This is a genomic window from Blastomonas ursincola, assembly GCF_013607875.1.
Lineage (GTDB): Bacteria > Pseudomonadota > Alphaproteobacteria > Sphingomonadales > Sphingomonadaceae > Blastomonas > Blastomonas ursincola.
Window position 1 is genome coordinate 935,615 of the sequence record NZ_VDES01000002.1, and the last position, 25,985, is coordinate 961,599.

The window sequence follows — 25,985 nt, forward strand, 5'->3', positions numbered from 1 at the left end:
GCCCGGCAGCGAAACCGTCTTTACCGGTTACCCTTCGCTAACTTTGTTTCGCTATGTCGCCCGGGTGAGCAAGACCCCCGCCAAACCCTCGACCGCGCGCGACCTGCCGGTCATGGCCCTTCTCGGCCTGTGCGACCCTCCCGAGGGCGACTGGGATCATTTCCGCGCGATCCAATATACCGGACTGGCCCGCTATGCCATTTTGCGCGTGGTCACCAATCTCGTCCTTGGCCTGATGGTCTGCCAGCTGTTCAGCGGTTTCGTGCCGCTCTGGCAGCTGGCTGGATGGATGGGCATGCTGGGCGCCTCGTTGTATTTTCCCACCGTGCTTTACCGCCACAGCGGCATGGTCAATCACGATCATGTCGCCCGCCGTTTCGTGCTTCAGCTGGTCGCTGCAACCAGCCTGATCGCCTTTGTCTGGTGCGTGCCGATCCTGGTATTCGCACCGATGGCGACCCAGATGGAACTCGCTGCGGTCTGGACGATCCTGGCCGCGCTGGTGGTCGGCGGCACGCTGCTGCTTAACGCGCTGCCGCTCGGTGCCTTCGTGTTCAACCTGGTGCTGATGGCAGCATCGGTGATCGCCTTCTGGCAGGGCGAAAATATCGTCACGGTCGGGGCGATTGTCTGCTTCTCGATCCTGCTCGCACTGTCGGGCTTCGAGAATGCGCGCGCCTATCTGATGTTCAAATTCTCCGAGCAGGGCCTTGCCGAAAAGGACGAGGTGGTCAGCCTGTTGCTGCGCGAATTCGAGGAAGGCGATGCCGACTGGCTGTGGCAGATCGACGCCGGGCGCCGGATCGTCGCCGCCAGCCCGCGCTTTGCCTTTGCCGCCGGCCGCGAGGCGAGCGAGATCGAGGGCATGCCGCTGACCCAGCTGATCGCCGGCAAGCATTGGGAGAGCGGCAATCTTGCCCCCAGCCTGCATATCCTGTCGGACAAGCTGACAAAGCGCGAAAGCTTCTCGAACCTCGTCGTCAAGGTGCACGGCGAGGAGAAGACCTATTGGTGGGAACTGTCGGCCTCGCCGCGCTATGACGACAACGGCACATTCATGGGTTTCCGCGGGGTCGGCTCGGACGTGACCGAAAGTCGCGAAAGCGCCGAGAAGATCGCACGCCTCGCCCGGTTCGACACGCTGACCGGCCTGCCCAACCGCCTCCAGCTCACCGAGGCGCTCGACCGCGCGCTCAAGGAATGCGAACAGTGGAATTGCCGCTGCGGCTTCCTGATGATCGATCTCGACCGGTTCAAGTCGGTCAACGATACGCTCGGCCATCTGGTCGGCGACCGGCTGCTTGCGCAGGTGTCGCTGCGGCTGCGCTCGCTGATGGGCAAGGACGAGCTGTGCGGCCGTCTGGGCGGTGACGAGTTCGCGGTCGTGATGCGCGATACCGGTGACGGGCAGCGCATTTCGGACCTGGCGGGCCGCATCATCGACGTGCTGTCGCGGCCCTATGAGGTGGACCAGCACACGCTGTTCATCGGCGCGAGCGTCGGCTCTGCCACCGGAACGCGCGACGGCCGCACGGTGGAGACGCTGATGCGCAGCGCCGATCTGGCGCTCTATCGGTCCAAGGACGAGGGCGGCGGCCGTCACAATGTGTACGAGCCCAAGCTGCACAGCCATGCCGAAGAACGCCGCGTCATGGAAATTGCGCTGCGCAAGGCGCTCGAAAAGGACGAGTTCTCGCTAGCCTATCAGCCGGTGGTCGATGCCAGCAGCGAGTCGCTGGTCGCGTTCGAGGCGCTGATCCGCTGGTCCAATCCCGAATTCGGCCAGGTATCGCCAGCGCGCTTCATCCCGCTGGCCGAAGACGCCCGGCTGGTGGTGCCGATCGGCAACTGGGTGCTGCACCGCGCCTGTCGCGAGGCGGTGACCTGGCCGGCCAATGTCCGCGTGGCCGTCAACGTCTCGGCCGAACAGCTCTATGAGCCCGATTTTGTCGAAACCGTGGTCGAGGCGCTGTCGGAAACCGGTCTGGCGCCGCAGCGGCTGGAGCTGGAGGTCACCGAAAGCGTGTTTCTGCGCGAAGGATCACGCGCTGGCGAGACGCTGGACCAGATCCTCGCGCTGGGCGTGGGGCTGTCGCTCGACGATTTCGGCACCGGCTATTCGGCGCTGGGCTATCTCAGCAAGACCCGCTTCACCACGATCAAGGTCGATCGCAGCTTCGTGCAGGGCGCAGCGAGGGGGGCGCAGGAAAGCATCGCGATCATCCGCGCCGTGGTGGCCATGGCAGAGAGCCTGGGCATGTCGACCACGGCGGAAGGCGCCGAGACCGAGCACGAGGTGCGGGTCATCCGCGACCTGGGATGCAAGAAGATCCAGGGCTATTTCTACGGTCGCCCGATGACCGCCGACGATGTGCAGAGCCTGTTCGGCGGGCAGCAGACCGCGATGTTCGGCTGATCAGGCGCGTTCCAGCACCGTGCGGGCGAGGCCTTCGAACAGCCGTGCGCCATCGGTATTGCCGTGCTGCGCCTCGATCACCCGCTCGGGGTGCGGCATCATTCCGAGGACGTTACCCCTTGCATTGAGCACGCCAGCAATGTCGCGCGCAGATCCGTTGACCGGCTCGGCATAGCGAAACGCCACCTGGCCTTCGCCCTCGATCCGGTCGAGCGTCGCTTCATCGGCAAAATAGTTGCCGTCATGGTGCGCAACCGGGATGCGGATCGTCTCGCCCGCCTGATACAGGCTGGTGAAGCGGCTGGAGGTGTTCTCGACCGTCAGGCCGACCGTGCGGCAGACGAAGCGGATGCCGGCATTGCGCATCAGCGCGCCGGGCAGCAGCCCGGCTTCGGTCAGGATCTGGAAGCCGTTGCAGATGCCGAGCACTGCAACCCCGCGTTCTGCCGCCTCGACCACCGCGCCGATCACCGGCGAGCGTGCCGCCATCGCGCCCGAGCGCAGATAGTCGCCATAGGAAAAGCCACCGGGCACGCCAATCAGGTCGAGCCCTTCCGGCAGCGACTGCTCGCCATGCCACAGCCGGATCGGCGCGTGACCCGTCACCCGCTCGATCGCGACGGCGAGATCGCGGTCGCAGTTCGATCCGGGGAAGGTGATGACCGCCGACTTCATGCGACCTTCTCGACCCGATAGTTCTCGATCACCATATTGGCGAGCAGCTTGCGGCACATCGCGTCGATATCCTCGTCGCTGGTGCCGTCGGCCAGGGTCAGCTCGATCAGCCGACCGGCGCGGACATCCTCGACACCGCCAAAGCCCAGGCCTTCGAGCGCGTGATGAATCGCGCGGCCCTGGGGATCGAGCACGCCGTCTTTCAGGGTCACATGGATGCGGGCCTTCATCGGCGTCCTCCTGGCTGGGTTTCTGGCCTGCCCTATAGCGTCCGGCGGCAAAGGGGCAAGGGGGTGCATCGCGGCAGACATGGTTCGCGCTAGGCGGTGGCTGCGTTAACCTATCCTAACAAAGCCCTGTCAATCGCTACGGCATAGCGTTTGTTGAGCAAATATGCGGGGGGAAACCATGGCAGGTCTGGCTCTGGCGATGTTCATCGGACTGTTCGGCTTCGGCCACGAGCTGCTGGGCTGGAGCGACCCGGGCGGGCGCATCCAGCTGGCGCTGTTCATGTCGTTCATCTTCGGCATCATCAGCGGATACCGCACCCGCAGCTGAAACTATTGCGGCGCGGCGTTGGCGGCGACGGGCGACTGGCGCGCGGCCAGCGCGGTTCCCGTCCCTGCGCCCTCATAGAGCGATTGGACCAGCAGCGCGCGATCGGGCGACAGATAGGTGCGCGCCATGGCGAGCAGTTCGTCTGCGCTCACCGTGCCGAAGGCGGTGCCGCCGCTGCGGAACCGGTCGAGCTTGGCGGGCTTGCTCTGCGCCGAGTCGACGACACCCAGCCACGCGGTGTTGCTCTTCACGCTGTTGGCGATGTTCTCCAGGATCGGCGTGCGCGCGCGCGCCAGCTCGTCGGCCGCGATCGGCGAGGGTGTCGAGGGCGATCCCGCCAGCGGGGCAGGGGCGGAAAGCTCAGCGGCGATATGGCGCACCGCCTCGGACACCTTCTCGACATCGGCCGAGGCGACGTTGGTGCTGATCTGGATATACCCATAACCGGGATAGATGGACGAGGTGAACGAGCGCGCCGCGGGCGAATAGCTGGCGCCCAGCTGCTCGCGGATCTGGTCGGTCACCTTGATCTGCAGCAGCTCGGCGAGCAGGCGCAGCCGCACGTCCTCGCGATAATCGCGATCATCGGTGGTCGGCCAGTAGAATTCGACGATCGCCTGATCGGCTTCGCCCTTGTGGTGCAGCACGCGCGGGCTGCGGTTTGCGGTGAACTGGCGGGTGCGGGCTTCGTCATAGTCGCGGAATTCGGCCTCGCGCTCGGGCAGTGCGCCGAAGGTCGCGGCAACCGCGGCGATCGCCTGCTCCTCGTCGAAATCGCCGACCAGCCCGATCTCGATCGCACCCTTTTCCAGCCGGTCGCCGATCGCGGCCTTGAGGTCGTCAAAGGTGAGCTTTTCGAACACCGCCTTGTCGGCCAGCGAAAAGCGCGGATCGTTGTCCGACAGGATCGCGCCGATCTGGCTGCCGATCGCGCCTTCGGGTGTCGCGTTCAGCCGCGCATAGAAATTGGGCAGGTAGCTGCGATACTGGTTGATCGCCTCGCTGCGGTAGCCGGGATGGGTGGTGAACGCGGTGAGCACCTGCATCTGCAGCTTGAGGTCATCGGGCGTGGTCGCGAGATAACCGCCGAAATAATCCTCGCCCGAGCCGAAATTCAGCGACACCGCACGGCCCGCAAAGATCGAGTAAAGATCATCGAGGCTGTGCGCCTCCAGCCCGCCGCGGACGAAGATGTTCATCAGGCTGGTCGCTTCAGGATTGTCGCGCGAAGCGAGCAGATCGCCACCGTCGATGCGCAGCGAGACCAGCACGCGGTTCTTGTCGAAATCGGTCTTCTTGAGGTTCAGCCGCACGTTGTTGGCAAAGCGGATGGTGCGGATGCCGAGATCCTCGATTCGACTGTCCGCAACGACCGTGCCGGGATTGCCGAAATCCTGATAGGCAAAGGCCTGCGCATCGCGCGCCTGGGGCCTGGCCACCTTCGTCTTCTGCGCCTGAGCGAAAGCCATGCGCACGCCGTCCGCGCCGCCTGCCGGATCGACCTTGGTGGCCAGGTGGATCAGCGGCTTGTCGAGCGTACCGAAATCCTTGCGCAGCGCCTCGAGCAGCATCTTCGGCGTCAGCGCATCGCGCAGCGCGGTAAAGCGCTCGAGCTGGCTCTCGGGCGTGGTGACGATCATCCCGTCCTTGGCCATGCCCATGATCTGGTCGGCGAGCTGGTCGTTGCTGCGCGTATCCTGCCCGCGCACCGCGTTTTCATAGCCGGTGGTGAAATTGGCGAGCTGTTCGGCGAGTTCCGCCTTGGTGAAGCCGTAGCGCAGTGCGGAGCGCAGCTCGCGTTCGGCGGCTTCCAGCCCGCGCTGCCATTCGCCATCGCGCGTCGCGACGTTGAGCACCGACTGGTTGGCGATCTTGTACACGTCCGACCGCCCGACCGACGCGCCGACGAACGGGGCGTTCTCCTGCCGCGCGATCCGGCCCAGCCTGCGCCCGACGATGTTGTAGGCCAGCGCGCGGGTGAGCTTGGCGCGGCGGGTCGCCTTGCTGTCGGGCTCCTCGACATAAGGCGAGAAGCGCAGGACGGTGGCCACCTCGTCGATCGCGGGATGGGTGAAGATGTTGGCCTCATCGGTGCGGGCGGTATCGATCTTGCCCAGTGGCACATCGGGCGCTTCGCCGTGCTTTGCCTCCCAGTTGCCAAAGCTCGCCAGGATCTTCGCTTCGATCTCGGCAACATCGACATCGCCGACGACCACCAGCGTGCTACGCCCGGGCGTATAATAGCGCTCGTAGAAGCTGCGGAAGCGCTCGGCTGGCGCGGTCTCGATCACCGACTTGTCGCCGATTGGCGAGCGCGTGGCGATGCGCGTGCCGGGCACGGTGAATTCGAACAAAGATTCGCGGTTGCGCTGCGCGTAATTGGCGCGGGTCCGCAGTTCGGAGAGGATCACCCCGCGCTCACGATCGATCGCCTTGGGGTCGAAGCGGATCTCGCTTGCGGTCTCGCGCAGCAGATAGAGCGCGGTGTCGACCGTCTCCGCCTTCACATTGGGCAGGTCGAGCAGATAACCGGTCTGGTCATAGCTGGTGAACGCGTTGGTATCCGCGCCGAATTCGAGCCCCAGCCGCTCGAGAATCTTGACCATCTCGCCTTCGGGCACGTTGGTGGTGCCGTTGAACGCCATATGCTCGATGAAATGGGCAAGGCCGCGCTCGTCCTCGTTCTCCGCCGTCGATCCCACATCGATCAGCAGCCGCATCACGGCGGTGCCGGGCGGGGTGGCGTTCTTGCGGATGGCATAGCGCATGCCGTTGGGCAGCACGCCCAGGCGCACGGCGGGATCGGGCGCAAGATCGCTGGTGGCATAGCCCCAGGCGGCGGCAATCGCGGCCTCGTCGCGCACCGGCTGGGGCGCAGGCGCTGCGCTGCTATCAGTCAGGGGAGGCGCGGCGGACTGGGCGAGCAGCGTGGCGGGGAGCAGCGCGAGCGCGGCAGCGGCCATGCCGGCCAGCGCCGATTTCGCCACGGTTCCGGGGAGCCTTCCGCCTCGATCCATCTCCACCCACTTTTACTGTTGTGTGGCGGAAATGTTGCACGGGGTCAGACCCCGCGCAAGATGACGGACGCGTCAAGCATCCGCCCTGCGGTCAGGCGATCATTTGCCCTTGCGGCGGCGGTGGCTGTCGAGATCGAGCACCTCGTTGTCGCCGCCCTCGTTGAGCAGGCCCAGACGGCGCGCGACCTCCTGATAGGCCTCGACCTCGCCGCCCAGATCGCGGCGGAACCGGTCCTTGTCGAGCTTTTCACCGGTCTCGATGTCCCACAGGCGGCAGCCATCGGGGCTGATCTCGTCGGCCAGGATGATGCGCGAGAAATCGCCGTCGAACTGGCGGCCGAATTCGAGCTTGAAGTCGATCAGGCGGATGCCGATCGCGGCGAACATGCCGCACATGAAATCGTTGATGCGAATCGCCATGGACGAGATGTCCTGCATCTCCTCCTGGCTCGCCCAGCCGAAGCACGCGATATGCTCTTCGGCGACCAGCGGATCGCCCAAGCTGTCGTCCTTGTAGCAATATTCGATCAGCGTGTGCGGCAGCGGCTGGCCTTCTTCCAGGCCCAGACGCTTGCAGATCGATCCGGCGGCGACATTGCGCACGACCACCTCGATCGGCACGATCTCGACCTGGCGAACCAGCTGCTCGCGCATGTTCAGGCGGCGGATGAAATGCGTGGGGATGCCGATATGCGCCAGCCGCGTGAACACATATTCGCTGATGCGGTTGTTGATCACGCCCTTGCCGTTGATCGTGCCCTTTTTCTGGGCGTTGAACGCGGTGGCATCGTCCTTGAAATACTGGATCAGCGTGCCGGGCTCGGGGCCTTCATAGAGGATCTTGGCCTTGCCTTCGTAAATCTGGCGGCGGCGGGTCATGGCACGTATCTCCGATAGAAAGCAGGACGCCCCGGTGCGGCAACCAATGCACGCAGGGCCGGGGCGTCTCTCAGCGCCCCTATAGCGACTTGGGTGCGCGGGCGCAATTGCGCTGTCCGGGCGCGCATGTTTACTGTCAGGAAACCGGACAGGGGGATGATCATCGCACCGATCCGCAGGTGCCGAAGGAGAGGCCGATGAACGTCAAGATCGATCACAAGCAGCAGGTGGCGATCGTCACCATCAACCGGCCGGAACGGCGCAATGCGGTCGATGCGGCAACGGCAAAGGCCCTGTTCGAGGCGTTCGAGCGCATCGATGCCGACGATAGCGTCCATGTCGCGATCCTGCATGGCGCAGGCGGCCATTTCTGCGCAGGTGCGGACCTCAAGGCACTGAGCGAGGGCGACAAGCGCCCGGTCACCGATAGCGGCATGGCGCCGATGGGACCGACGCGGATGCAGCTGACCAAGCCCGTGATCGCCGCAATCGAGGGCTTTGCCGTCGCGGGCGGCATGGAGCTTGCCCTGTGGTGCGACATGCGGGTGATGGCGGAAACCGCGAGGATGGGCGTCTTCTGCCGCCGCTTCGGGGTGCCGCTGGTCGATATGGGCACGATCCGCCTGCCGCGGCTGATCGGCCATGCGCGCGCGATGGACCTGATGCTGACCGGGCGCGAGGTCGGCGCGGCAGAGGCGCAGGAAATGGGGCTCACCAACCGCGTCACCCGGCACGGCGGCGCGCTCGAACTCGCGGTCGAGCTTGCCAGCCAGATCGCGGCCTTCCCGCAGCAATGCCTGCGCAATGATCGCGCCAGCGCGATCGCGCAATGGTCGCTGTCCGAGGCCGAGGCGATCGCGCTCGAGGCCAGGCTGGGGCGTGAGACGATCGCCAGCGGCGAGACGCTGACCGGCGCGGCGAGCTTTGCCGGGGGCAAGGGGCGGCACGGCGCGTTCTGATTGCCCGGCACAGCGGCGTTTTCGCGATAAATTTTCCCCAGAAAACCGGGCTGGCCCTCTCGCCTTGGCGCGTTGGCGCTGCTAGGCGCAACGCATGGCAGACGAGGCGAGCGCCGGTTCCGGCGACGACATTCCCGAAATCGAGAACACCTCGTTCGACCGCGCGCTGTCGGACCGTTATCTCGTCTATGCGCTCTCGACGATCACCGCGCGCTCGCTGCCCGATCTGCGCGATGGTCTGAAGCCGGTCCACCGCCGCCTGCTCTGGGCGATGCGGCAGCTCAAGCTCGATCCGGCGAGCGGTTACAAGAAGAGCGCGCGTGTCGTCGGCGATGTCATCGGCAAATATCACCCGCATGGCGATGCCTCGGTGTATGATGCGATGGTCCGCCTCGCGCAGGATTTCGTGCTGCGTTATCCGCTGGTCGATGGGCAGGGCAATTTCGGCAATATCGATGGCGATAACGCCGCCGCCTATCGCTATACCGAAGCGCGGCTGACGCGCACCGCGATCGAGCTGATGGCGGGGCTGGACGAAGGCACGGTCGCCTTCAAGCCCACCTATAATGGCGAGGAGGAAGAGCCCGAGGTCTTCCCGGGCCTGTTCCCCAATCTGCTCGCCAATGGCGCCAGCGGCATCGCGGTGGGCATGGCGACCTCGATCCCGTCACACAACGTCCTCGAGATCATCGATGCGGCGATGCTGCTGATCAAGAAGCCCGAAGCGACGCATGAAGACATCATGACGGTGTTTTTGGGCCCGGATTTCGCGACCGGCGGGGTGCTGGTCGACAGCGCGGAGAGCATTTCCCAGGCTTATCGCACCGGGCGCGGCGCGTTCCGCCTGCGCGCGCGTTACTCGACCGGCAGGGATGCCGAGGGCAACTGGGAGCCGACCGGCATCGAGAAGCTGCCCGGCGGCACCTGGCAGCTGATCATCAGCGAAATTCCCTATCAGGTGCAGAAGGGCAAGCTGATCGAGCAGATCGCGACGCTGATCGCGGAGAAGAAGCTGCCGATCCTCGCCGATGTCCGCGATGAATCGGACGAGACCATCCGCCTCGTCATCGAGCCCAAGAGCCGCAATGTCGATGTCGATATACTCAAGGACAGCCTCTACCGGCTGACCGATCTCGAAATCCGCTTCCCGCTCAACCTCAACGTGCTCGACGAGACACGCACGCCCGGGGTTATGGGCATCAAGCCGCTGCTCGAATCCTGGCTGCGCCACCAGATCCTGATCCTGGTCAACCGCAGCCGCCACCGGCTGGACAAGATCGCGGCGCGGCTCGAACTGCTGCGCGGCTATATCATCGCCTATCTCAACCTCGACCGCGTGATCGAGATCATCCGCACCGAGGACGAGCCCAAGCCGGTGATGATGGCCGAGTTCGAGCTGACCGACCGCCAGGCCGAGGCGATCCTGAACATGCGGCTGCGGTCCTTGCGCAAGCTCGAGGAAATGGAGCTCAGGCGCGAACATGATGCACTGATCGCCGAACAGGCCGAGCTCGAGGAACTGCTCGCCGATCCCAAGCTGCAGAAGCAGCGCCTGACCAAGAATTTGAAGGCCCTGCGCGCGCTCTATTCGGGCAATACCGAACTGGGCCGGCTGGGTGCGCGCCGCACCAAGATCGAGGAAGCGGCGCCCGCGCGCGAAATTCCGCTCGAGGCGATGATCGAGCGCGAGCCGGTGACCGTGATCATGTCGCGGCGCGGCTGGATCAAGGCGATGAAGGGCCATGCGGACCTCAGCGCGGCGGAGCTCACCAAGTTCAAGGAAGGCGACGGCCCCGGCTTTGCCTTCCACGCGCAATCCACCGACAAGCTGCTGTTCGCGCTCGACAATGGCCGCTTCTATACGCTGGGTGCGGAAAAGCTTCCCGGCGCGCGCGGTTTCGGCGAGCCGGTCCGCGGCATGCTCGACATGGAGAACGAGGCGCAGATCGTGGCGCTGCTGCCTTATGATCCACAGGGCAAGCTGCTGCTCGCCGCATCGAACGGGCGCGGCTTCCTGGCCGAGATGGCGGAGCTGATCGCCGAAACGCGCAAGGGCCGGCAGGTGGTGAACCTCAAGGCCGGCGTGAAGCTGATGGTGATTCGCCCCGTTCCGCCGAGCGCCGATCATGTCGCGGTGGTCGGCGAGAACCGCAAGCTGGTCGTCTTCCCGATCGCCGAGCTGCCGGTGATGGCGCGCGGCCAGGGCGTGCAGCTGCAACGCTATCGCGACGGATCGCTGTCCGACGCTACGACCTTCCGGCTCGAAGAAGGCCTCAGCTGGACCATGGGCGGCGATAGCGGGCGCGTACGCACCGAAAAGGACATGGGGCTGTGGCGCGTGGCGCGAGGCGCGGCGGGAAGACTTCCGCCGAATGGATTTCCCCGCAGCAACAAGTTCGATGGCTGATTTCGATTGCACGAACAGCTTTCGACCATTCTTTAAGTGAATTTTACATCTTTCCCGGTTAGCTGATACTAACCATGGTAAGTCCAACTCCATCATCGAAAGCGCGCGGCAAGGGCGTTCCGGATCGTTCCGGCGTGTTCGGCAGTGCGCGCGCGCATCCGATGGTGGCCGCCGCGCTCGATCCGCTGCCGATTCCCGCTGCGGTCGTCATGCGCGCGGGCGAGGATCTGGAGCTGATGGCGGCCAATCCCGCGTTCGTGGAGCGCGAACTGGCGCCGGGCAATCCGAACGGGCTCGACCTGCGTCTGCTTGCCGAGCTGGTCTCCGTCGCCCATCGCAACGACAGTGGCAAGGCGGTCAAGCCCTGGACTTCGCACGATCCGGTCAAGCCGCGTCGCTATGACGTTACCGTGGCGCGCATGGACCTGCGCGGCATGGAATGGCCGCATTTCCTGGTCAGCCTGATCGACCGCACCAGCGAGATCGAGACGCATGACAGCTTCCGCCGCGAAACGATGCGCGACAGCCTTACGGGCCTCCCCAATCGCGCCGGTTTCGAGGATGAGGTCGAGAGCCGGCTGGCCGAGGCGCCGATCGGGGGGCGCGGCAATCTGGGTGCGTTCGCGATCTTCACGCTCGATATCGCGCGGTTCAGCCAGATCAACGAATGCGCCGGCAGCATCGTTGGCGACGAATTGATCATCACCGTCGCGCGGCGCCTGATGGGGCGTATGCGCAAGACCGATATCGTGGCGCGGATCGGCGGCAATGAATTTGCCCTGTTCGTGCCGCTGCGCAGCACCAACGAGCGCGAACTGATGCGGATCACCAACCGTATTCGCAGCGTGTTCGCCGACCCCTATCGATTGTCCGATCTCGAAATCCAGATCGATGGCGCGATCGGCATCGCGCTGAGCAAGCAGGGTCAGGCGGATTGCGCCAATTACATCCGCCAGGCACAGATCGCGCTCAAGCGCGCCAAGCAGACCCGCCAGGCGGAAATCTACACCCCCGAGGAGCTCGACAAGGCGCGCCGTCGCTTCACGCTGGAAACCGAGTTGCGCAAGGCGATCGAGCTCGACCGGCTGGAACTCTATTTCCAGCCGCTGATCGATCTCAGCAATGGTTTCGTCACCGGGTTCGAGGCGCTGGCACGGTGGAAGGACCCCGATTACGGAATGATCTCGCCCGCCGAGTTCATTCCCGTCGCCGAGGAATGCGGCCTGATCCTGCCGCTCGGTCGCTGGGCGCTCGACCGTGCCTGCCAGGTGCTGAACGAATGGGACAAGAAGGCGGGCGAGGAGCTGCCGCTGAAGATCAGCGTCAACGTGTCTGCGGCGCAGTTCGCGCGTGACGATATCCCGAACATGGTCTCCGGCATCCTGCGCGCCAACAAGACCCGGCCCGATCGGATCATGCTCGAGCTCACCGAATCGGTGGTGGTGAGCGATCCCGCGCGCGCCGCCAAGGTAATGAACGCGCTGCGTGCGCTCGACGTGTCGCTGGCGATGGACGATTTCGGCACCGGCTATTCGAACCTCGCCTATCTGCAGCAGCTGCCGATCGATGTGCTCAAGATCGACCGCAGCTTCGTGACGCACATGCTGCAGGAGCGCGACAAGGTGGCGATCGTCCGCGCGATCCTGTCGCTCGCCTCGGCGCTCAACATGGAAACGACCGCCGAAGGGATCGAGACGCTGGAAATCGCGCACACGCTCGCGGCGCTCGGCTGCTCCTACGGCCAGGGCTATTTCTACTCGCCCCCGGTTCCCGCAAGCCGTGCCTATGATTTCATGATCGAGCGGATGAGCTGATCAGCCCGAGGCGGCGACTTCGGCTGCAATCTCGGCAAGCCGCGCATCCTCTGGAAAATCCTCGAAAATCCAGCGGCGCCTGATCTCGCCCAGAGCCTTGGCGACTTGCGGTCCTGCCTGGATGCCGAGCGCGATGATGTCGCGGCCGCCCAGCGGAAAAACCGGCACCTGCCAATCCTGCAGGCTCTGCCACCCGGTCGCCAGCATAGCATCGGGCGCGCGCAGCAGCAGCCAGGGGGCGACCAGCTCCTCGGGCTGGACACCTGCCGCGACCTGGCGTGCCGTGCCGCTGGCGGGCCAGGGCGTTGCGAAGCGCGCCAGAGCGAGCCGCTGCGCCTTGGACAGGCGCAGCCGCGCCGCCACCGTATCGGCGAGCAGCGGCTCGGTGGGCAGCAGCGCCGCGAGCCGCAGCAGCGCATTGCGCTCGGCTCCCAGCGCGTGTTCGCGCGCCAGCAATTCGGCCAGCCGGTCGAGACCATTTTCTGCCATTTCGGGCAGCACGACCTTCCAGATCCCGCCATCGGCCATCAGCCGTGCCGATGCCAGCGGGTCCGCGGCGCCCAGCAGCAACAGCAGTTCGCGTGCGATCCGTTCGCGCGACAGCGCCTTCAGCCGCTCGGCATGTTCGCTGCAGGCCGCGACCGCCTCAGCATCGACCGCGCCGCCGAAGCGGGCGTGAAAGCGGAAATAGCGCAGGATCCGCAGGTGATCCTCGAGGATGCGCTCGCCTGCATCGCCGATAAAGCGCACCAGCCCCGCCTCCAGGTCCTCAAGCCCGCTGAAATAGTCGGTCACCTCTAGCGTCGCGGGATCGGCGAACAGCGCGTTGATCGTGAAATCGCGCCGCGCGGCGTCCTCGCGCCAGTCATCGGTGAACGCGACCTCGGCATGGCGGCCGTCGGTGGTGACATCACGGCGCAGCGTGGTGATCTCGACCGGGCCGCGCGGCATCACGGCGGTTACCGTGCCATGCGCAAGGCCCGTCGGCACCGCGCGGATGCCTGCCGCCTCCAGCCGTGCGATCACGTCTTCGGGCAGCAGCCTGGTGGCGATGTCGATATCGGTCGCCTCGATGCCCAGCAGCGCATCGCGCACCGCGCCGCCGACATAGCGGCACTGATTACCCTCGGCATCAAGCACGGCAAGCATCGCGCGCAGGTCCTCGCGCCGGGTCCATTCAGCATCGATTCGCGTCACGCCAGCACGCCTTCCAGCCGCCGCGACAGATTGGCGATGATCCCCGCCGTCACCCCCCAGATGCGCCTTTGCCCCCACATGATCTCGACATATTGGCGCTGCGCGCCTTTCCAGAAGGTTGAATGCCGCGCGTGATTGGCAGGATCGAGCACGAAATCGAGCGGCACCTCGAACCAGTCGGCGACCTCGCCGGGATTGGGCGAGTAGCTGAGATCGGGCGGGATGACGCCCAGCACCGGGGTGATCGCAAAGCCGCTGCCGCTGCGATAGACATCGCCGGTGCCGATCACGCGGACATGTTCGGGCGACAGGCCCAGTTCCTCGTCCGCCTCGCGCAGCGCGGCGGCGATGGCGTCCTCGTCCTCCGGGTCGATCTTGCCGCCGGGAAAGGCGACCTGGCCGGGATGGCTGCGCAGATAATCGGGCCGCTGGGTCAGGATGACGCCGGGCTGCGGGCGGTCGGTGATCGCAATCAGCACGGCGGCGGGAATGTGCACACCCCGGTCAGGCCGGATATGCGCCTCGTCGATCGATTCCATGCCCTGGCTGACGGCAAGCGCCTCGGCCAGGCGGTCGTACAGGCTCATGCGTCCTCGATCCGGTCGAGCCGGAAGCAGGTGCCGTCGCTCCAGATCGGCAGGCTGGTATCGGCCTCGCCAGCCTCCTGGAGCGCCAGCTCGACCAGATCGTAATAGACCGCGCGCTCGATCCGCGCCTCGAGCCCTCGCCACAGGCCGAGATAAGGGCGGGGTTCATCGGCATCGCCGCGCATGATGATCGGCCGCTCGGGTCCGGCGACGACCAGTTCGTCGGTGTTGAGCCGGAAGGCGAGGCGGCGCTGGTCGCCCGTGCCTTCGGACTTGAGCTCGACCGCGAGCAGCGGCGCGTCCTCGACCTCTATCCATTGCTGCTCGAACGGGGTGACGAGCGCGTAACGCCCGTCCGGCTCGCGGCGCAGCACGCTAGCGAAAAGCCGCACCATCGCCGGGCGCGAGATCAGCCCGCCCTGGTGATACCAGCGGCCATCGGCGGCGATCCGCATATGGCTGTCGCTCTGGTGCGCGGGCGTCCATTTCTCGACCGGCGGCAATTTGCGCGCGGCGACCAGGCCGGCAATATCGGCGAGCGAGAGGTCCTGAAGTTCGGGGGGCGGATCATAAGGCATGCAGGTGCCAGATAAGCATGGCCGGTGCGCGATGCAAAGGGCGATGCCGCCTCGTGCGTGTCAGCTCAGCCGCCAGGGGCCCAGCATGCCCCGCTCGGGCATCAGCGAATCGGGTCGCGCCAATGCCAGCAGCCGGTGCTGCTCATACGGCCCGGGCAGCGTCCAGCCCCCGGTGCGCTCGGCGGTAAAGCCGAAGCGGGTGCCATAATATTCGGGATCGCCCAGCAGCACGAGCGGCAGCTTCTCGCCCACGCCCATCGCGCCGAACACCGCCGCCATCAACGCGCGGCCGATGCCCTGGTCCTGGTGATCGGGCGCGACGCTGACCGGGCCGACCAGGATCATCGGATAGGCCAGCCCATCGGGATCGGTCAGCGCGACCGGCCAGCACTGGATGCTTCCGACCAGATAGCCCTCGCCATCGACTGCGGCAAAGCTGAGCGCGGGCAGATGCGTCAGGCCATCGCGCACCTTGTAGATGGTGCGGTTCTTTCGCTCCGGGCCGAACACCAGATCGAGCAGTTCTTCAACCCAGGCGCTATCCACCTGATCCAGCGGGATAATGTTGAATTCGGTCATCGGTCCAGACGATAGAAGGAAAGGGCGTCGATCCGCGCCCTTAGGGACGGCAAGCCCTTGAGTCGAGCGCAATTCTTGACCCTCCGGCTTCCCCATAAGGTTTGCCAAAGCGCCATCGCTTTCCTATGTGTGACTTGCTGGCAACACGTACGCGTAACAGGGGGAGTTCATGGACGAGACCGCAAAACCACATGGTTCGATCTGGCTGGCACGGCTTTGCCTGTTGCTGGGGGCAGGATCGATCGTGATGGCGCTGATCGGCGCGATCGGTGCGGGCCAGGATTGGTGGGGCAAGCTGAACGGCGTCAGCACCGTGGCAGCCGCCATTGTCGTGGCGCTGGTGGGTCTGGTATTCTCGCTCATCGTGCTGCTGCTCTATCGCAAGAAGGGCAAGCGCATCCGCGATCTGACGGTGATGGGACTGGTCTGCTCGCTCGCCTATCTCGGCTTCATGGGATACTGGATCAATGTCGCGCGCAGCGTGCCGCAGATTCACGACATCACCACCAATCTCGACAACCCGCCGCAATTCCAGGTGCTCAAGCTGCGTCCCGACGATTTTGCCGACATTCCCGGTCGTGGCGAGCCCAAATATGCCGGCATGGACGCCAAGGAGCGCTGGAAGGTGCTGCACCGCGGCGCCTATGGCGATCTGAAGACGGTGGTGATCAAGCTGCCGGTCGACCGTGCCGTGACGCTGGCCACCGAGGTCGCACGTGAGCGTGGCTGGGAAATCGCCGCATCAAAGCCCGAGGAAGGGCGGCTTGAGGCGACCGACACGGTTTCGCTGTTCAAGTTCAAGGACGATGTCGTGGTGCGGGTGCAGCCTGGCCCCGGCGGTCTTACCAGCGAAGTCGACGTCCGCAGCGTCTCTCGCGTCGGCAAGAGCGATCTCGGCGTCAACGCCAAGCGGATCCGCAGCTTCCTGAGCGACCTGCAGGCCGCTGCACCGAAATAATCGCAAGTCTAGTCGGTCGCCAGCGCCGCGCTCGAAGCCTGCTCGATCCGTCCCCGGTCGGCAAGCATCAGCGTGGAACTCGCCTTGGCCAGCACCTTGCCGCCGGCGTCGAGCAACTGCCCTTCGAAAAAGCAGGTGCTGCGTCCGCGCTTCTCGACCCAGGCGGTCGCGGTGAGCAGGCCGGGGCGCGCCGGCGCGAAGAAGCTGACTTTCAGTTCGAGTGACATCGGCACGACGTCCGGGCCGGTCATCGCCATGGCGGCATAGGCCATGGCGGCATCGATCCAGCCGGTGACGAACCCACCCTGAACCACGCCGCCCGAATGGCACATGTGCATGCCCGCCTGATATTCGATCGTCGCACGGCCCGCCGGATCGAGTTCGACGACGCGGACAAAGCCCAGCGCCTGGTTGAGATCGGTTGGGGGATTGACGGCAACGGCGTGGGACATGCGGCATTCTCTCCTGCAGCGGTTAAGGCGTCTGGTGCGGTCAACCAACCGGCAAGGCGTCGCATTGTCAAACAGACTTTCCGGGCTGGTGCGGGAACCGGAGAAAGGCGCGCGGGGTAATTGGGCAAAGACAGGAGCCCATGATGATCTCTGCCCGAACAGTTCTGACCGCAACCAGCCTGACCCTTGGCCTCGCGCTCGCCGCCTGCAGCAATGACGCCGAGGCGCCCGCCGCACAGGACGAGCCTGAACGGGCCTATATGGCCGCCGATTCCGCTCCGGCCACGGCACAGGCGCTGCTCAAGACCGCAGACGGCAAGGATGCAGGCTCTGTGACGGCCACGCAGGAAGACGGCGGCATCCGCCTCGCCATCAATGCCACGGGCATGTCGGCAGGCGAGCATGGCATCCATGTCCACATGACTGGCAAGTGCGATGGACCGAAGTTCGAGAGCGCAGGTGGCCACTGGAACCCCATGGGTGCCAAACATGGTCTCAACAATCCGCAGGGCCAGCATTCGGGCGACATGCCCAATCTCGTCGTGGCGAGCGACGGCAGTGGACGGATGGATTATCTGCTCGACGAAGCGCAGCTCGATCAGATGCTCGATGCCGATGGGGCGGCTCTGGTGATCCACGCCAAGGCGGACGACCAGAAGACCGATCCTTCGGGCGATAGCGGGGATCGCCTAGCTTGCGGTGTCTTTACGCGCGGCTGATCAGCGACCGGCAATTTCAGCGACTGGTGGTGCGCACGCCGTAGTCGATGCGGATGCGCACCCATTCGCCCACCTTGGATACGCCGCCGACGCGCGGCGGGCGTACGCGGAACTGCCAGGCGGCGGCAAGCACTGCGCGGGCGATCCCCGACCCTTGCGGCGATTCGCCGATCTCGTAGCAATCCTCGACGCGGAAATCGGGCACCGTGCGACACGCGATCAGCGCCGAACCGGGGCCGCGCGCGGTCGATAGATAGCCCTTGAGCTCATCGTCATAAGGCTCGCGATACCAGGCGGCGGCGAAAAGCGGCTCGCCATTCGGACCGGATCCGACCCGCTCGCTGTCGCCGGGCACGCCCTTGTCCATCGGGCCATAGACACGGCCCGGCTTGATCACCGCCTTGGCCTTGGGCTGTGACGGCGGCGCGGCTGGCGCAGCCTGGGGCGAAGGGATCGCGACGATCGGCGGCGGGATCGGCGAGGGCTGCGGAGAGACGACCGGGCTGGGCGTTTCGACCGGGCTCTCTTCCTGCTCGGTAGGCTCGGGCGAGCGCGAGGCGTTTTCCGCCGGCTTGGGGCTGTCCTGCTCGGTCTTTTCCGCCGTTGGTTCGGGCGTAACGCCGAACACCGTCATCAGCGATTCTTCGCGCTTTTCGCCCGGCGGCGCGATCGACAGCGATAGCAGGGCGAGCACGAACAGCAGTTCGGCGATCAGCGCCAGGATGATGCCGCCAGCACGCTCGCCAAACCGCGAGCGCAACGCTTCGCGCCAATGCGAAAACCGGGATGCGGGTTGGGGCAGGTTTTCGGCGGGCGAGAAGTCCATCAGCGACAGGTCAGCTTTCGTGCGATTGCGGCCCCCCAAGCCCCTGATTGCGACCGTGCATGGTGCCGCTTGTCGGATTCGAACCAACGACCTACCGCTTACAAGGCGGTTGCTCTACCAGCTGAGCTAAAGCGGCGTACCCATCGCGATTGCGCCGCGTGCCATGCGCTATTTGACGCCAAAGGTCCAGCCTTCAGTGCGGCGGATCGCGTCATCGAGCATGGGCGGATGCCACAGGGCGTGCCACAGCTCCGCATCGCGCGCGGCATCGCGCAGCCAGGCAGCGGTGATCAGCGCATCGGTGCTATGGTCGTCATGCGCCAGCAGCGGGGCAGGCGGCGGCGCGCCGAGATTGGCGAGCGCCTCATGCAGCGCGTCGGCATCGCGGACCTTGCTCCGTCCGCCTGCAACCCCCGCGGCGCGCGCGGCGATGCTGGTATAGATCTCGACGATCACCGGGCCGGTTTCCGGGACAGGATCGAACGGCCAGATGGGTATCCGCCCCGCGAGCCGGTGCAGCACACGCATGCCAGTGAGGCTTGATTTGCCGACCTGCGCTGCGCCGACGAGGTTGAAGCAGCTGGCGCTATTCGCCTGTTTCGTGCGGCGCTGGTGATGCTCGACCGCGCGCAGCCGCCCGGTGCCGAGGCTGCCGAAGCGGTCACCAGTGTCGCCCTTTCCGTGCCGGAAATAGCGCCGCGCCTCATCATGCCGCACGAAGCTGCTCGCGGCGAGATGTTCGTCCTCGGCGCACAGCCCGTCGACCAGCGCCCAGAGGCCGCGCGCGTCGGCGGGGCTATGCTCCCAATCGGGGAAATAGCCGCCCGCATCGACGAACGGGAAGGTGGGGGAAAGGTCCAGCCCGATCAGCATGTCGGTCCCCGCTGCGGCATGGTCGAGCAGCCAGTCGAGCGCCGCGCCGCGCGACCAGCCGACTTTCGGTCGCAGCAGTTCGGGCCGCGCGCCGTCTTCTGCGGCGATGGTCGCCAGCGCCAACCCCTTGGGGCGTGCAACTGCCTGGCCCGACCAGTCGAAACAGGCAAAGTGCTCGAACTTGCGCATCGACTTCAGCGAAGCTGCTTCAACACCTCGGCGGTGAACTTCGCAATGTCGAACCCGTCGCCCGCCTTGTCATAGCCGCGCCGCACGATCACCAGATCGCGGCTGGGGATCACCACCAGATACTGGCCGCGATTGCCGATCGCCGCGAACGCATCGGCGGGGACGCCCTCGCTCCTGTTCATCAGCCAGAAGCTCGCGCCATAGCCGAACGGGCCGTCCGGCTGAGGCCCACTGGACTTGGTGACATAGTCGCGCCATCCGGCGGGCACGATGCGCTGGCCGTCCCACATGCCGTCATTGAGGTACAAAAGGCCCATGCGTGCCATGTCGCGCGCGGTGGTCCAGACCTGGCTCGACAGGATGTAATTGCCCTGCCAGTCGGTCTCCGCCCAGGTCCGCGTCATGCCGATCGCGTCGAACATCTGGTGCGGGTGGAGGTCGGGCGCAACATCGCGCGCGGCGAGCGTCGCCAGCAGGATGTCGTTATTGGCATAGCGGAAGATCGAGCCGGGCCTGTGCAGCATCGGCCATTGCGTGGTCCACTGGCGCACCTCGCCCGCGCCCATGTATACCGCGTCGGTGCGGTTGCCGGGGCTGTCGCTCTCGAGCCCGCTGCCCATGCGCAGCAGGTTATCGACCGTGATCGCGCGGCGCGGATCGCCCGGCACGTTCCATTCGCGGATCGGCGTTTCGGGGATGGTGAAGCCCTTCTGCCGGACGAAGCCGACATAGGTGCCCGCGATTGACTTCGCGACCGACCAGGTGCGCTGCGCGGTATGCAGGTCGTGCCCCTGTTTGTAGCGTTCCTGCACGATGCGCCCCTTGTGGACGATCACCACGCCGCTGGTCTTGCCGCCAAAGGCTTTCGCATCGAACGCGCTCTCGATCAGCGTGTCGAACGGGGTGATCATCATCACGCGTGGGTCGCTGGCATCGGCATCACCCATCGGCCAGGGGCGGTCGTCGAGACTGCCAGCAGGCGCGCGCTCCAGCGCCTCGCCGGGCAGACGGCGGCCGTCATTGGTCCAGCCGATCGGCATCGAGGTGCAGCCGGTGACCGGATTGTGCCGGGCAACGCGCGGCGGCATGTCCTCGGCGAAACTGACGCTCACCTGATGCGCGGCTTCGTCGATCTCGGCCTTCAGGCCCGGCACGATCGGGTCGATATGCGGGTATATGCCCGAAAGCTCGTCCGCCTCGATATCGGCGAGAGTCTTGTTGCCGTTCCAGAGGCTCGAACACAGGAACTGCGCCTTGTACCCCGCCGCCTCGGCCATCGTCATGCGCGTCGGGCCTGCGGGCGGGGGTGTCTGCTGCGCTGCCGTTGGAGAGCCAAGCAGGGCTAGAGCCAGGGTAAATCCTGCGATAGCTTGGGTGAAGCGGGCAGGGCGGAACGGCTTTGGCATCATCAAACACTCCAGCGTGGGCAGGGCGTTATGGAATTTGAATGGGACGAAGCCAAGCGCTTGATCAATCTAGAAAAGCACGGGATCGATTTTTGCGAGTTAACCGAGTTCTGGGAGGGTGACCTGATCAACCCGGCCGCTGTCCGGGAAGCCGGTGATGAACTGAGGCTGTTGGCCCTTGGAGTCTCTCGGGGTGACGACAGGATCATTGCCGTGGTATATACCGTTCGTAGCGGTGCAATCAGGCTGATCAGTGCCAGGCGAGCGAGCAGATATGAGCGAGAGGTTTTCAGATCGCGTTTCGGCCACGGGGAATGAGGCAGCCCGGTCAGACTGGGCGCGTGTCGGTGCCATGACAGATAGCGAGATCGATGCGGCTATCGCTGCCGATGAAGATACATTCGCTCTGACGCCTGCTGATCTGCAATCGAATAGCCCCGGATTCAAATTCGTTGATCGAGGCGAGCAGAACTGGTGCTGGCTGTTTTACGGCGAAGAGGGGGAGCTGCTGGCCCGAAGCGGCCAGACCTATCGGAATATGGTGGATGCAGTGGCCGCTGCCGACCAGATTCGGCGTAGCTTCGCCCAGGCCGCCTAACCCCGCTGCTTCCGCAAGTCCTCCCACACCCGCATGCGTTCGGCGATGCGGGCTTCATAGCCGCGTTCCACCGGTTGGTAGAAGGCTTGCGGTTCCATCTCTTCGGGCCAGTAGTTCGCGCCGGAAAATCCGTCCTGCGCGTCATGGTCATAGGCATAGCCTTGGCCATAGCCGATATCCTTCATCAGCTTCGTCGGCGCGTTGAGGATATTGGGCGGCGGCATCAGTGATCCGGTGGCCTTGGCGGCCTTCCACGCGGCCTGTTGCGCGGCATAGGCGGCGTTCGACTTGGGCGCAGTCGCGCAATAGAGGCAGGCCTGGACGATTGCCAGCTCGCCTTCGGGAGAGCCCAGGAATGCATAGGCGTCCTTGGCGGTAAGGCACTGCACCAGCGCCTGCGGATCGGCCATACCGATATCCTCGCTGGCAAAGCGCGTGATCCGGCGCAGGACGTAGAGCGGCTCCTCGCCCGCCACCAGCATTCGCGCGAGATAATAGAGCGCGGCCTGCGGATCGGAGCCGCGCATCGCCTTGTGCAGCGCGGAGATGAGATTGTAATGCCCCTCGCGGTCCTTGTCATAGACCGGCATCCGGCGGTGCAGCAACGCCGCCAGCTCCGCCGGGTCGAGCCGGGCATCGACCTGGATCGACAGCAAGGTCTCGACCTGGTTGAGCAGGAAGCGGCCATCGCCATCGGCCGAGGCGATCAGCGCGGCGCGGGCATCCTCGGTCAGCGGCAGCGTCTTGCCTGTCAGCCGCTCGGCGCGCGCGATCAGCTCGGCCAGCGCCGCCTCGTCGAGCCGCCGCAGGATCAGGACCTGGCTGCGGCTGAGCAAGGCGGCGTTGAGTTCGAACGAGGGGTTTTCGGTCGTGGCCCCCACCAGCACCACCGTGCCGCGCTCGACAAAGGGCAGGAACCCGTCTTGCTGCGCGCGGTTGAAGCGGTGGATCTCGTCCACGAACAGCAGGGTGCGCTGGCCCGCGCCCGCCATCCTTTCGGCATCTGCAAAGGCTTTCTTGAGGTCGGCGACGCCCGAGAACACGGCAGAGATCGCGACGAAGCGCATCCCCGTTGCCTCGCCCAGCAGCCGCGCCATGCTGGTCTTGCCGGTGCCGGGCGGACCCCAGAGGATCATCGAGGACAGCTTGCCCGCCGCGACCATCCGCCCGATCGCGCCCTCCGGTCCGGTGAGATGATCCTGGCCGATGATCTCGTCCAGCGATCGCGGCCGCAGCCGGTCCGCCAGCGGCGCATCGGGGCCAGGCGCAGGGTCAGCCTGGCTGTCGGCGGGAAGGGTGTCGAACAGGTCGCTCATCGGGAGCACGCTAGCCGCTCGCGCAAAATCGCGAAAGGGCAGGTCGTCGCATTTCGCCTCTTGACGAAGATGCATAAAGATATATCTTAGACCCATCGAGATACACAGGAGTAAGAATCGATATGACTATGCGTTTCAGAATGGGCGGTGGCCCGCGCGGCGGCTGGGAAGGCCGCATGAAGCCCTTTATCGCCATGAGCTTTGGCCCTGGTGGCCGCGGCTGGGGTGGCGACTGGGATTTTGGCAATTTCAGCTTCGAAGGCGGTGGCCGGGGCGGACGTGGTGGCGGCGGTCGTGGACCGCGCGGGCGTCGGCGGATGTTCGATGGCGGCGAATTGCGGCTCGTGCTGCTGGCCCTGATTGAGAAGGAACCGCGCCACGGCTATGACCTGATCAAGGCGATCGAGGAGATGACCGGCGGCCAATATGCCCCAAGCCCCGGCGTGGTCTATCCCACGCTCAGCCTGCTGGAGGATACGGGCCTGATCGCTTCGGCGGAGACGGAAGGATCGCGCAAGGCGTTCCGCATCACCGATGCGGGCGTCGCGGAGCTGGCGGAAAAGCGGGACGAGGCCGATGCGCTGATCGCCCGATTGACGGAAGCGGGCGAGGAGCGCGAACAGCGCGCCGGCGGCCCGCAGATCGGCCGTGCGGTCGGCAATCTGATGGCCGCGATGGCGCACCGTCTCGCCAGCGGCGAGGTGGATACCGAGTTCAAGCACCAGGTCGCCGAAATCCTCGACGAAGCCGCGCGCAAGATCGAGCGGCTGTAATCGCCACGTCCCCTTTACGGGGGCGGATGGACAGAAAGCGGGTCTGATGGTCGAAAAGCCGTCAGGCCCGTTTTGCCATGTTCAGCTTGCGCCGACCGAGTCCCGCACGACGGCAATCCCTGCCTCGCGCTGGCGCTTGAGCTCCTGCTTCAGCTTCACCGGGTCCTCGGCGACGATGAAGCCGAAGCTCACGCCGCCCTCCTTGCCGATGGTCGCGTGGTGCAGCTTGTGCGCCTGGACGAGGCGCTTGGCATAGCCGCTCTTGGGCACCCAGCGGAAATAGCGCTGATGCACCAGCCCGTCATGGATCAGCGTGTAGATGATGCCATAGATCATCACGCCCACGCCCATCCAGGTCGCCGGTTCCCAAAGCCAGGCCCCGATGACGAACAGGCTGATCGAGATCGCCGAGCCGACGATCGCGTAGAGGTCGTTCTTCTCGAACGTGTTGTTGTGCGGCTCGTGATGGTCGCGGTGCCAGCCCCAGCCCCAGCCGTGCATCACATATTTGTGGCTCCACCACGCCACGAATTCCATGAACGCGACAGAGGCTATTACGATGCCGAAGTTGATCAGGACCTGCATAACGCCAAGAATAGGCGCATTCGCCCCCCGATTGAAGAGGGCATATTGTCCCGGTTGCAACGGCAACCAAATCCGCGCTGGATTTGGGGGAAGGGTTCTGCCAAGCGACCAGCGAAGACCGGTTTGAAGGGGTAATCTGCACGATGGCTCAGGCAAAAACGCTGTACGAGAAAATCTGGGACGCGCATGTCGTCGATCAGCGCGACGATGGCACCGCGATCATCTTCATCGACCGCCATCTCGTGCACGAAGTGACTAGCCCGCAGGCGTTCGAGGGACTGCGCATGGCCGGGCGCAAGGTGCGCCGGCCCGATCTGACGCTCGCCGTGCCCGACCATAATGTGCCCACCACCGCGCGCGTCGACGCCCAGGGCAACCGCATCCCGATTGCCGATCCCGAAAGCCGCGCGCAGCTCGAGGCGCTGGAACGCAACGCGCCCGCGTTCGGCGTGCCCTATATCAGCGCCACCGATATCCGTCAGGGCATCGTCCATGTCATCGGGCCGGAACAGGGCTTCACGCTGCCCGGCTGCACCATGGTCTGCGGCGACAGCCATACCGCCGCGCACGGCGCGCTCGGCGCGCTGGCGTTCGGCATCGGCACCTCCGAGGTCGAGCACGTGCTGGCGACGCAGACACTGCAGCTCAAGCGCTCGAAATCGATGGAAATCCGCGTCGAGGGAGACTTGCCAGCAGGTGTCAGTCCCAAGGACCTGATCCTGCACATTATCGGCAAGATCGGCGCGGCGGGCGGCACCGGCCATGTCGTCGAATATCGCGGCAAGGTTTTCGAGCAGATGTCGATCGAGGGGCGTCTGACGATATCGAACATGTCGATCGAGGCAGGCGCGCGCGCCGGGCTGATCGCGCCAGACGACACCACCTTCGCCTATCTCAAGGGCCGTCCGATGGCGCCCAAGGGGGCCGATTGGGACGCGGCGGTCGCCTATTGGCGCACGCTGCACACCGATGACGGCGCGGTGTTCGACAAGTCGGTCGTCATCAACGCCGCCGATGTCGCGCCCTCGGTCACCTGGGGCACGAGCCCGGAGGATGTCGTGCCGATCACCGGCGTCATCCCCGATCCCGAAAGCTTCGCCGATGCTTCGAAGCGCGCCGCGGCGCAGAAATCGCTCGATTATATGGGGCTCACTGCGGGTACGCCGCTGAGCGAAGTACCGGTCGAGCATATCTTCATCGGCAGCTGCACCAACAGCCGCATCGAGGATCTGCGCGCCGCCGCCGAAGTGCTGAAGGGCCGCCGCAATGCGCCTGGCATCAAGTCGGCGCTGGTCGTGCCCGGATCGGGCCTGGTCAAGCGCCAAGCCGAAGAAGAGGGGCTCGACCGTATCTTCATCGAGGCGGGATTCGAGTGGCGCGAGCCGGGCTGCTCGGCATGCCTCGGCATGAACCCGGACAAGGTGCCGAGCGGCGAACGCTGCGCCTCGACGTCCAACCGCAATTTCGTCGGCCGCCAGGGGCCGGGCGCCCGCACGCATCTGGTCAGCCCCGCCATGGCGGCAGCAGCTGCGGTGACCGGTCGTCTTGCGGACGTGCGCGAACTGGTGTGATCGCAGCTCGTTGCCAAATCCGCGCAACATGCGGAGACTTGCGGCGCGGCTTA

Annotated in this window: 25 protein-coding genes and 1 tRNA gene; 11 read left to right on the forward strand and 15 right to left on the reverse strand. The window is 65.4% G+C overall.

The window, feature by feature from the left end; translation table 11 throughout:
* Nucleotides 1-112: 112 nt before the first annotated feature.
* A complete protein-coding gene (locus FG486_RS10570) occupies nt 113-2,416 on the forward strand; it encodes a putative bifunctional diguanylate cyclase/phosphodiesterase (RefSeq protein WP_241695779.1) in 2,304 nt (767 codons plus the stop codon).
* On the opposite strand, the gene purQ is transcribed toward FG486_RS10570, so the two are convergent.
* Nucleotides 2,417-3,091, reverse strand: coding sequence for a phosphoribosylformylglycinamidine synthase subunit PurQ (gene purQ, locus FG486_RS10575; protein ID WP_181267469.1), 675 nt, complete (start codon nt 3,089-3,091; stop codon nt 2,417-2,419).
* Nucleotides 3,088-3,321: a phosphoribosylformylglycinamidine synthase subunit PurS gene (gene purS, locus FG486_RS10580; RefSeq protein ID WP_110299146.1), complete on the reverse strand. Its 234-nt coding sequence runs from the start codon at nt 3,319-3,321 to the stop codon at nt 3,088-3,090. Before purS ends, purQ begins: the two co-directional genes overlap by 4 nt.
* 178 nt (nt 3,322-3,499) lie before the next feature.
* Here purS and FG486_RS10585 point away from each other — a divergent pair, with 178 nt between their 5' ends.
* Nucleotides 3,500-3,649 (forward strand): hypothetical protein, encoded by a 150-nt coding sequence (locus tag FG486_RS10585; RefSeq protein WP_023836388.1) that lies wholly within the window; start codon nt 3,500-3,502, stop codon nt 3,647-3,649.
* A 2-nt stretch (nt 3,650-3,651) separates the two neighbouring features.
* On the opposite strand, the gene FG486_RS10590 is transcribed toward FG486_RS10585, so the two are convergent.
* Together FG486_RS10590 and purC are read right to left on the reverse strand one after the other, a co-directional pair.
* Nucleotides 3,652-6,636 carry an insulinase family protein gene (locus tag FG486_RS10590; protein ID WP_181267470.1) on the reverse strand — a complete coding sequence of 995 codons (2,985 nt, stop codon included), beginning with the start codon at nt 6,634-6,636 and terminating at the stop codon, nt 3,652-3,654.
* A 129-nt stretch (nt 6,637-6,765) separates the two neighbouring features.
* Nucleotides 6,766-7,545, reverse strand: a complete 780-nt coding sequence (gene purC, locus FG486_RS10595; protein WP_023836390.1) for a phosphoribosylaminoimidazolesuccinocarboxamide synthase — start codon at nt 7,543-7,545, stop codon at nt 6,766-6,768.
* A gap of 197 nt (nt 7,546-7,742) precedes the next feature.
* On the opposite strand from purC, the gene FG486_RS10600 reads away from it, so the two are divergent.
* The 3 genes from FG486_RS10600 to FG486_RS10610 all read left to right on the forward strand — a co-directional run bounded on the left by FG486_RS10600 (nt 7,743) and on the right by FG486_RS10610 (nt 12,725).
* Complete coding sequence (locus tag FG486_RS10600) at nt 7,743-8,504, forward strand: crotonase/enoyl-CoA hydratase family protein (RefSeq protein WP_181267471.1); 762 nt, start codon at nt 7,743-7,745, stop codon at nt 8,502-8,504.
* Between the two features lie 94 nt (nt 8,505-8,598).
* Nucleotides 8,599-10,911, forward strand: a complete 2,313-nt coding sequence (parC, locus tag FG486_RS10605; protein ID WP_066280870.1) for a DNA topoisomerase IV subunit A — start codon at nt 8,599-8,601, stop codon at nt 10,909-10,911.
* A gap of 74 nt (nt 10,912-10,985) precedes the next feature.
* Nucleotides 10,986-12,725, forward strand: a complete 1,740-nt coding sequence (locus FG486_RS10610) for a putative bifunctional diguanylate cyclase/phosphodiesterase (protein WP_181267472.1) — start codon at nt 10,986-10,988, stop codon at nt 12,723-12,725.
* Here FG486_RS10610 and FG486_RS10615 read toward each other — a convergent pair whose 3' ends face one another.
* The 4 genes from FG486_RS10615 to FG486_RS10630 are packed head-to-tail and all read right to left on the reverse strand — an operon-like array spanning nt 12,726 to nt 15,666.
* Nucleotides 12,726-13,922 carry a tRNA nucleotidyltransferase/poly(A) polymerase-related protein gene (locus FG486_RS10615; RefSeq protein WP_181267473.1) on the reverse strand — a complete coding sequence of 399 codons (1,197 nt, stop codon included), beginning with the start codon at nt 13,920-13,922 and terminating at the stop codon, nt 12,726-12,728.
* Nucleotides 13,919-14,509: a CoA pyrophosphatase gene (locus FG486_RS10620; protein ID WP_181267474.1), complete on the reverse strand. Its 591-nt coding sequence runs from the start codon at nt 14,507-14,509 to the stop codon at nt 13,919-13,921. The genes FG486_RS10615 and FG486_RS10620 overlap by 4 nt, the downstream gene beginning before the upstream one ends.
* Nucleotides 14,506-15,087, reverse strand: a complete 582-nt coding sequence (locus FG486_RS10625; protein WP_181267475.1) for a DUF1285 domain-containing protein — start codon at nt 15,085-15,087, stop codon at nt 14,506-14,508. Before FG486_RS10625 ends, FG486_RS10620 begins: the two co-directional genes overlap by 4 nt.
* Nucleotides 15,088-15,147: 60 nt before the next feature.
* Nucleotides 15,148-15,666: a GNAT family N-acetyltransferase gene (locus tag FG486_RS10630; protein WP_181267476.1), complete on the reverse strand. Its 519-nt coding sequence runs from the start codon at nt 15,664-15,666 to the stop codon at nt 15,148-15,150.
* Between the two features lie 169 nt (nt 15,667-15,835).
* Here FG486_RS10630 and FG486_RS10635 point away from each other — a divergent pair, with 169 nt between their 5' ends.
* Nucleotides 15,836-16,624 (forward strand): DUF1499 domain-containing protein, encoded by a 789-nt coding sequence (locus FG486_RS10635; protein WP_181267477.1) that lies wholly within the window; start codon nt 15,836-15,838, stop codon nt 16,622-16,624.
* An 8-nt stretch (nt 16,625-16,632) separates the two neighbouring features.
* On the opposite strand, the gene FG486_RS10640 is transcribed toward FG486_RS10635, so the two are convergent.
* Nucleotides 16,633-17,076 (reverse strand): PaaI family thioesterase, encoded by a 444-nt coding sequence (locus tag FG486_RS10640; protein ID WP_066279642.1) that lies wholly within the window; start codon nt 17,074-17,076, stop codon nt 16,633-16,635.
* A gap of 140 nt (nt 17,077-17,216) precedes the next feature.
* On the opposite strand from FG486_RS10640, the gene FG486_RS10645 reads away from it, so the two are divergent.
* Nucleotides 17,217-17,795, forward strand: coding sequence for a superoxide dismutase family protein (locus FG486_RS10645; RefSeq protein ID WP_137775317.1), 579 nt, complete (start codon nt 17,217-17,219; stop codon nt 17,793-17,795).
* Nucleotides 17,796-17,811: 16 nt separating this feature from the next.
* Here FG486_RS10645 and FG486_RS10650 read toward each other — a convergent pair whose 3' ends face one another.
* The 4 genes from FG486_RS10650 to FG486_RS10665 form a co-directional block, all read right to left on the reverse strand.
* A complete protein-coding gene (locus tag FG486_RS10650) occupies nt 17,812-18,555 on the reverse strand; it encodes a hypothetical protein (protein WP_241695692.1) in 744 nt (247 codons plus the stop codon).
* Between the two features lie 126 nt (nt 18,556-18,681).
* Nucleotides 18,682-18,757 (reverse strand) — tRNA-Thr (locus tag FG486_RS10655).
* Between the two features lie 32 nt (nt 18,758-18,789).
* Complete coding sequence (locus tag FG486_RS10660; protein ID WP_181267479.1) at nt 18,790-19,683, reverse strand: hypothetical protein; 894 nt, start codon at nt 19,681-19,683, stop codon at nt 18,790-18,792.
* A gap of 5 nt (nt 19,684-19,688) precedes the next feature.
* Complete coding sequence (locus tag FG486_RS10665; protein ID WP_181267480.1) at nt 19,689-20,966, reverse strand: serine hydrolase domain-containing protein; 1,278 nt, start codon at nt 20,964-20,966, stop codon at nt 19,689-19,691.
* Nucleotides 20,967-21,119: 153 nt separating this feature from the next.
* On the opposite strand from FG486_RS10665, the gene FG486_RS10670 reads away from it, so the two are divergent.
* Both FG486_RS10670 and FG486_RS10675 read left to right on the forward strand, forming a co-directional pair.
* Nucleotides 21,120-21,407 (forward strand): BrnT family toxin, encoded by a 288-nt coding sequence (locus tag FG486_RS10670; RefSeq protein ID WP_181267481.1) that lies wholly within the window; start codon nt 21,120-21,122, stop codon nt 21,405-21,407.
* 34 nt (nt 21,408-21,441) lie between these two features.
* Nucleotides 21,442-21,687: a hypothetical protein gene (locus FG486_RS10675; protein WP_181267482.1), complete on the forward strand. Its 246-nt coding sequence runs from the start codon at nt 21,442-21,444 to the stop codon at nt 21,685-21,687.
* On the opposite strand, the gene FG486_RS10680 is transcribed toward FG486_RS10675, so the two are convergent.
* Complete coding sequence (locus FG486_RS10680; RefSeq protein ID WP_181267972.1) at nt 21,684-23,003, reverse strand: replication-associated recombination protein A; 1,320 nt, start codon at nt 23,001-23,003, stop codon at nt 21,684-21,686. The genes FG486_RS10675 and FG486_RS10680 overlap by 4 nt on opposite strands.
* 128 nt (nt 23,004-23,131) lie before the next feature.
* On the opposite strand from FG486_RS10680, the gene FG486_RS10685 reads away from it, so the two are divergent.
* The gene (locus FG486_RS10685; RefSeq protein ID WP_066279615.1) at nt 23,132-23,776 is read left to right on the forward strand and encodes a PadR family transcriptional regulator; all 645 of its coding nucleotides are present in this window, start codon (nt 23,132-23,134) and stop codon (nt 23,774-23,776) included.
* A gap of 81 nt (nt 23,777-23,857) precedes the next feature.
* Here the strand turns inward: FG486_RS10685 and FG486_RS10690 are convergent, their stop codons facing one another.
* The gene (locus tag FG486_RS10690; protein ID WP_181267483.1) at nt 23,858-24,361 is read right to left on the reverse strand and encodes a sterol desaturase family protein; all 504 of its coding nucleotides are present in this window, start codon (nt 24,359-24,361) and stop codon (nt 23,858-23,860) included.
* 143 nt (nt 24,362-24,504) lie between these two features.
* On the opposite strand from FG486_RS10690, the gene leuC reads away from it, so the two are divergent.
* Nucleotides 24,505-25,932: a 3-isopropylmalate dehydratase large subunit gene (gene leuC / locus FG486_RS10695; RefSeq protein WP_181267484.1), complete on the forward strand. Its 1,428-nt coding sequence runs from the start codon at nt 24,505-24,507 to the stop codon at nt 25,930-25,932.
* The last annotated feature ends 53 nt before the right edge of the window (nt 25,933-25,985 follow it).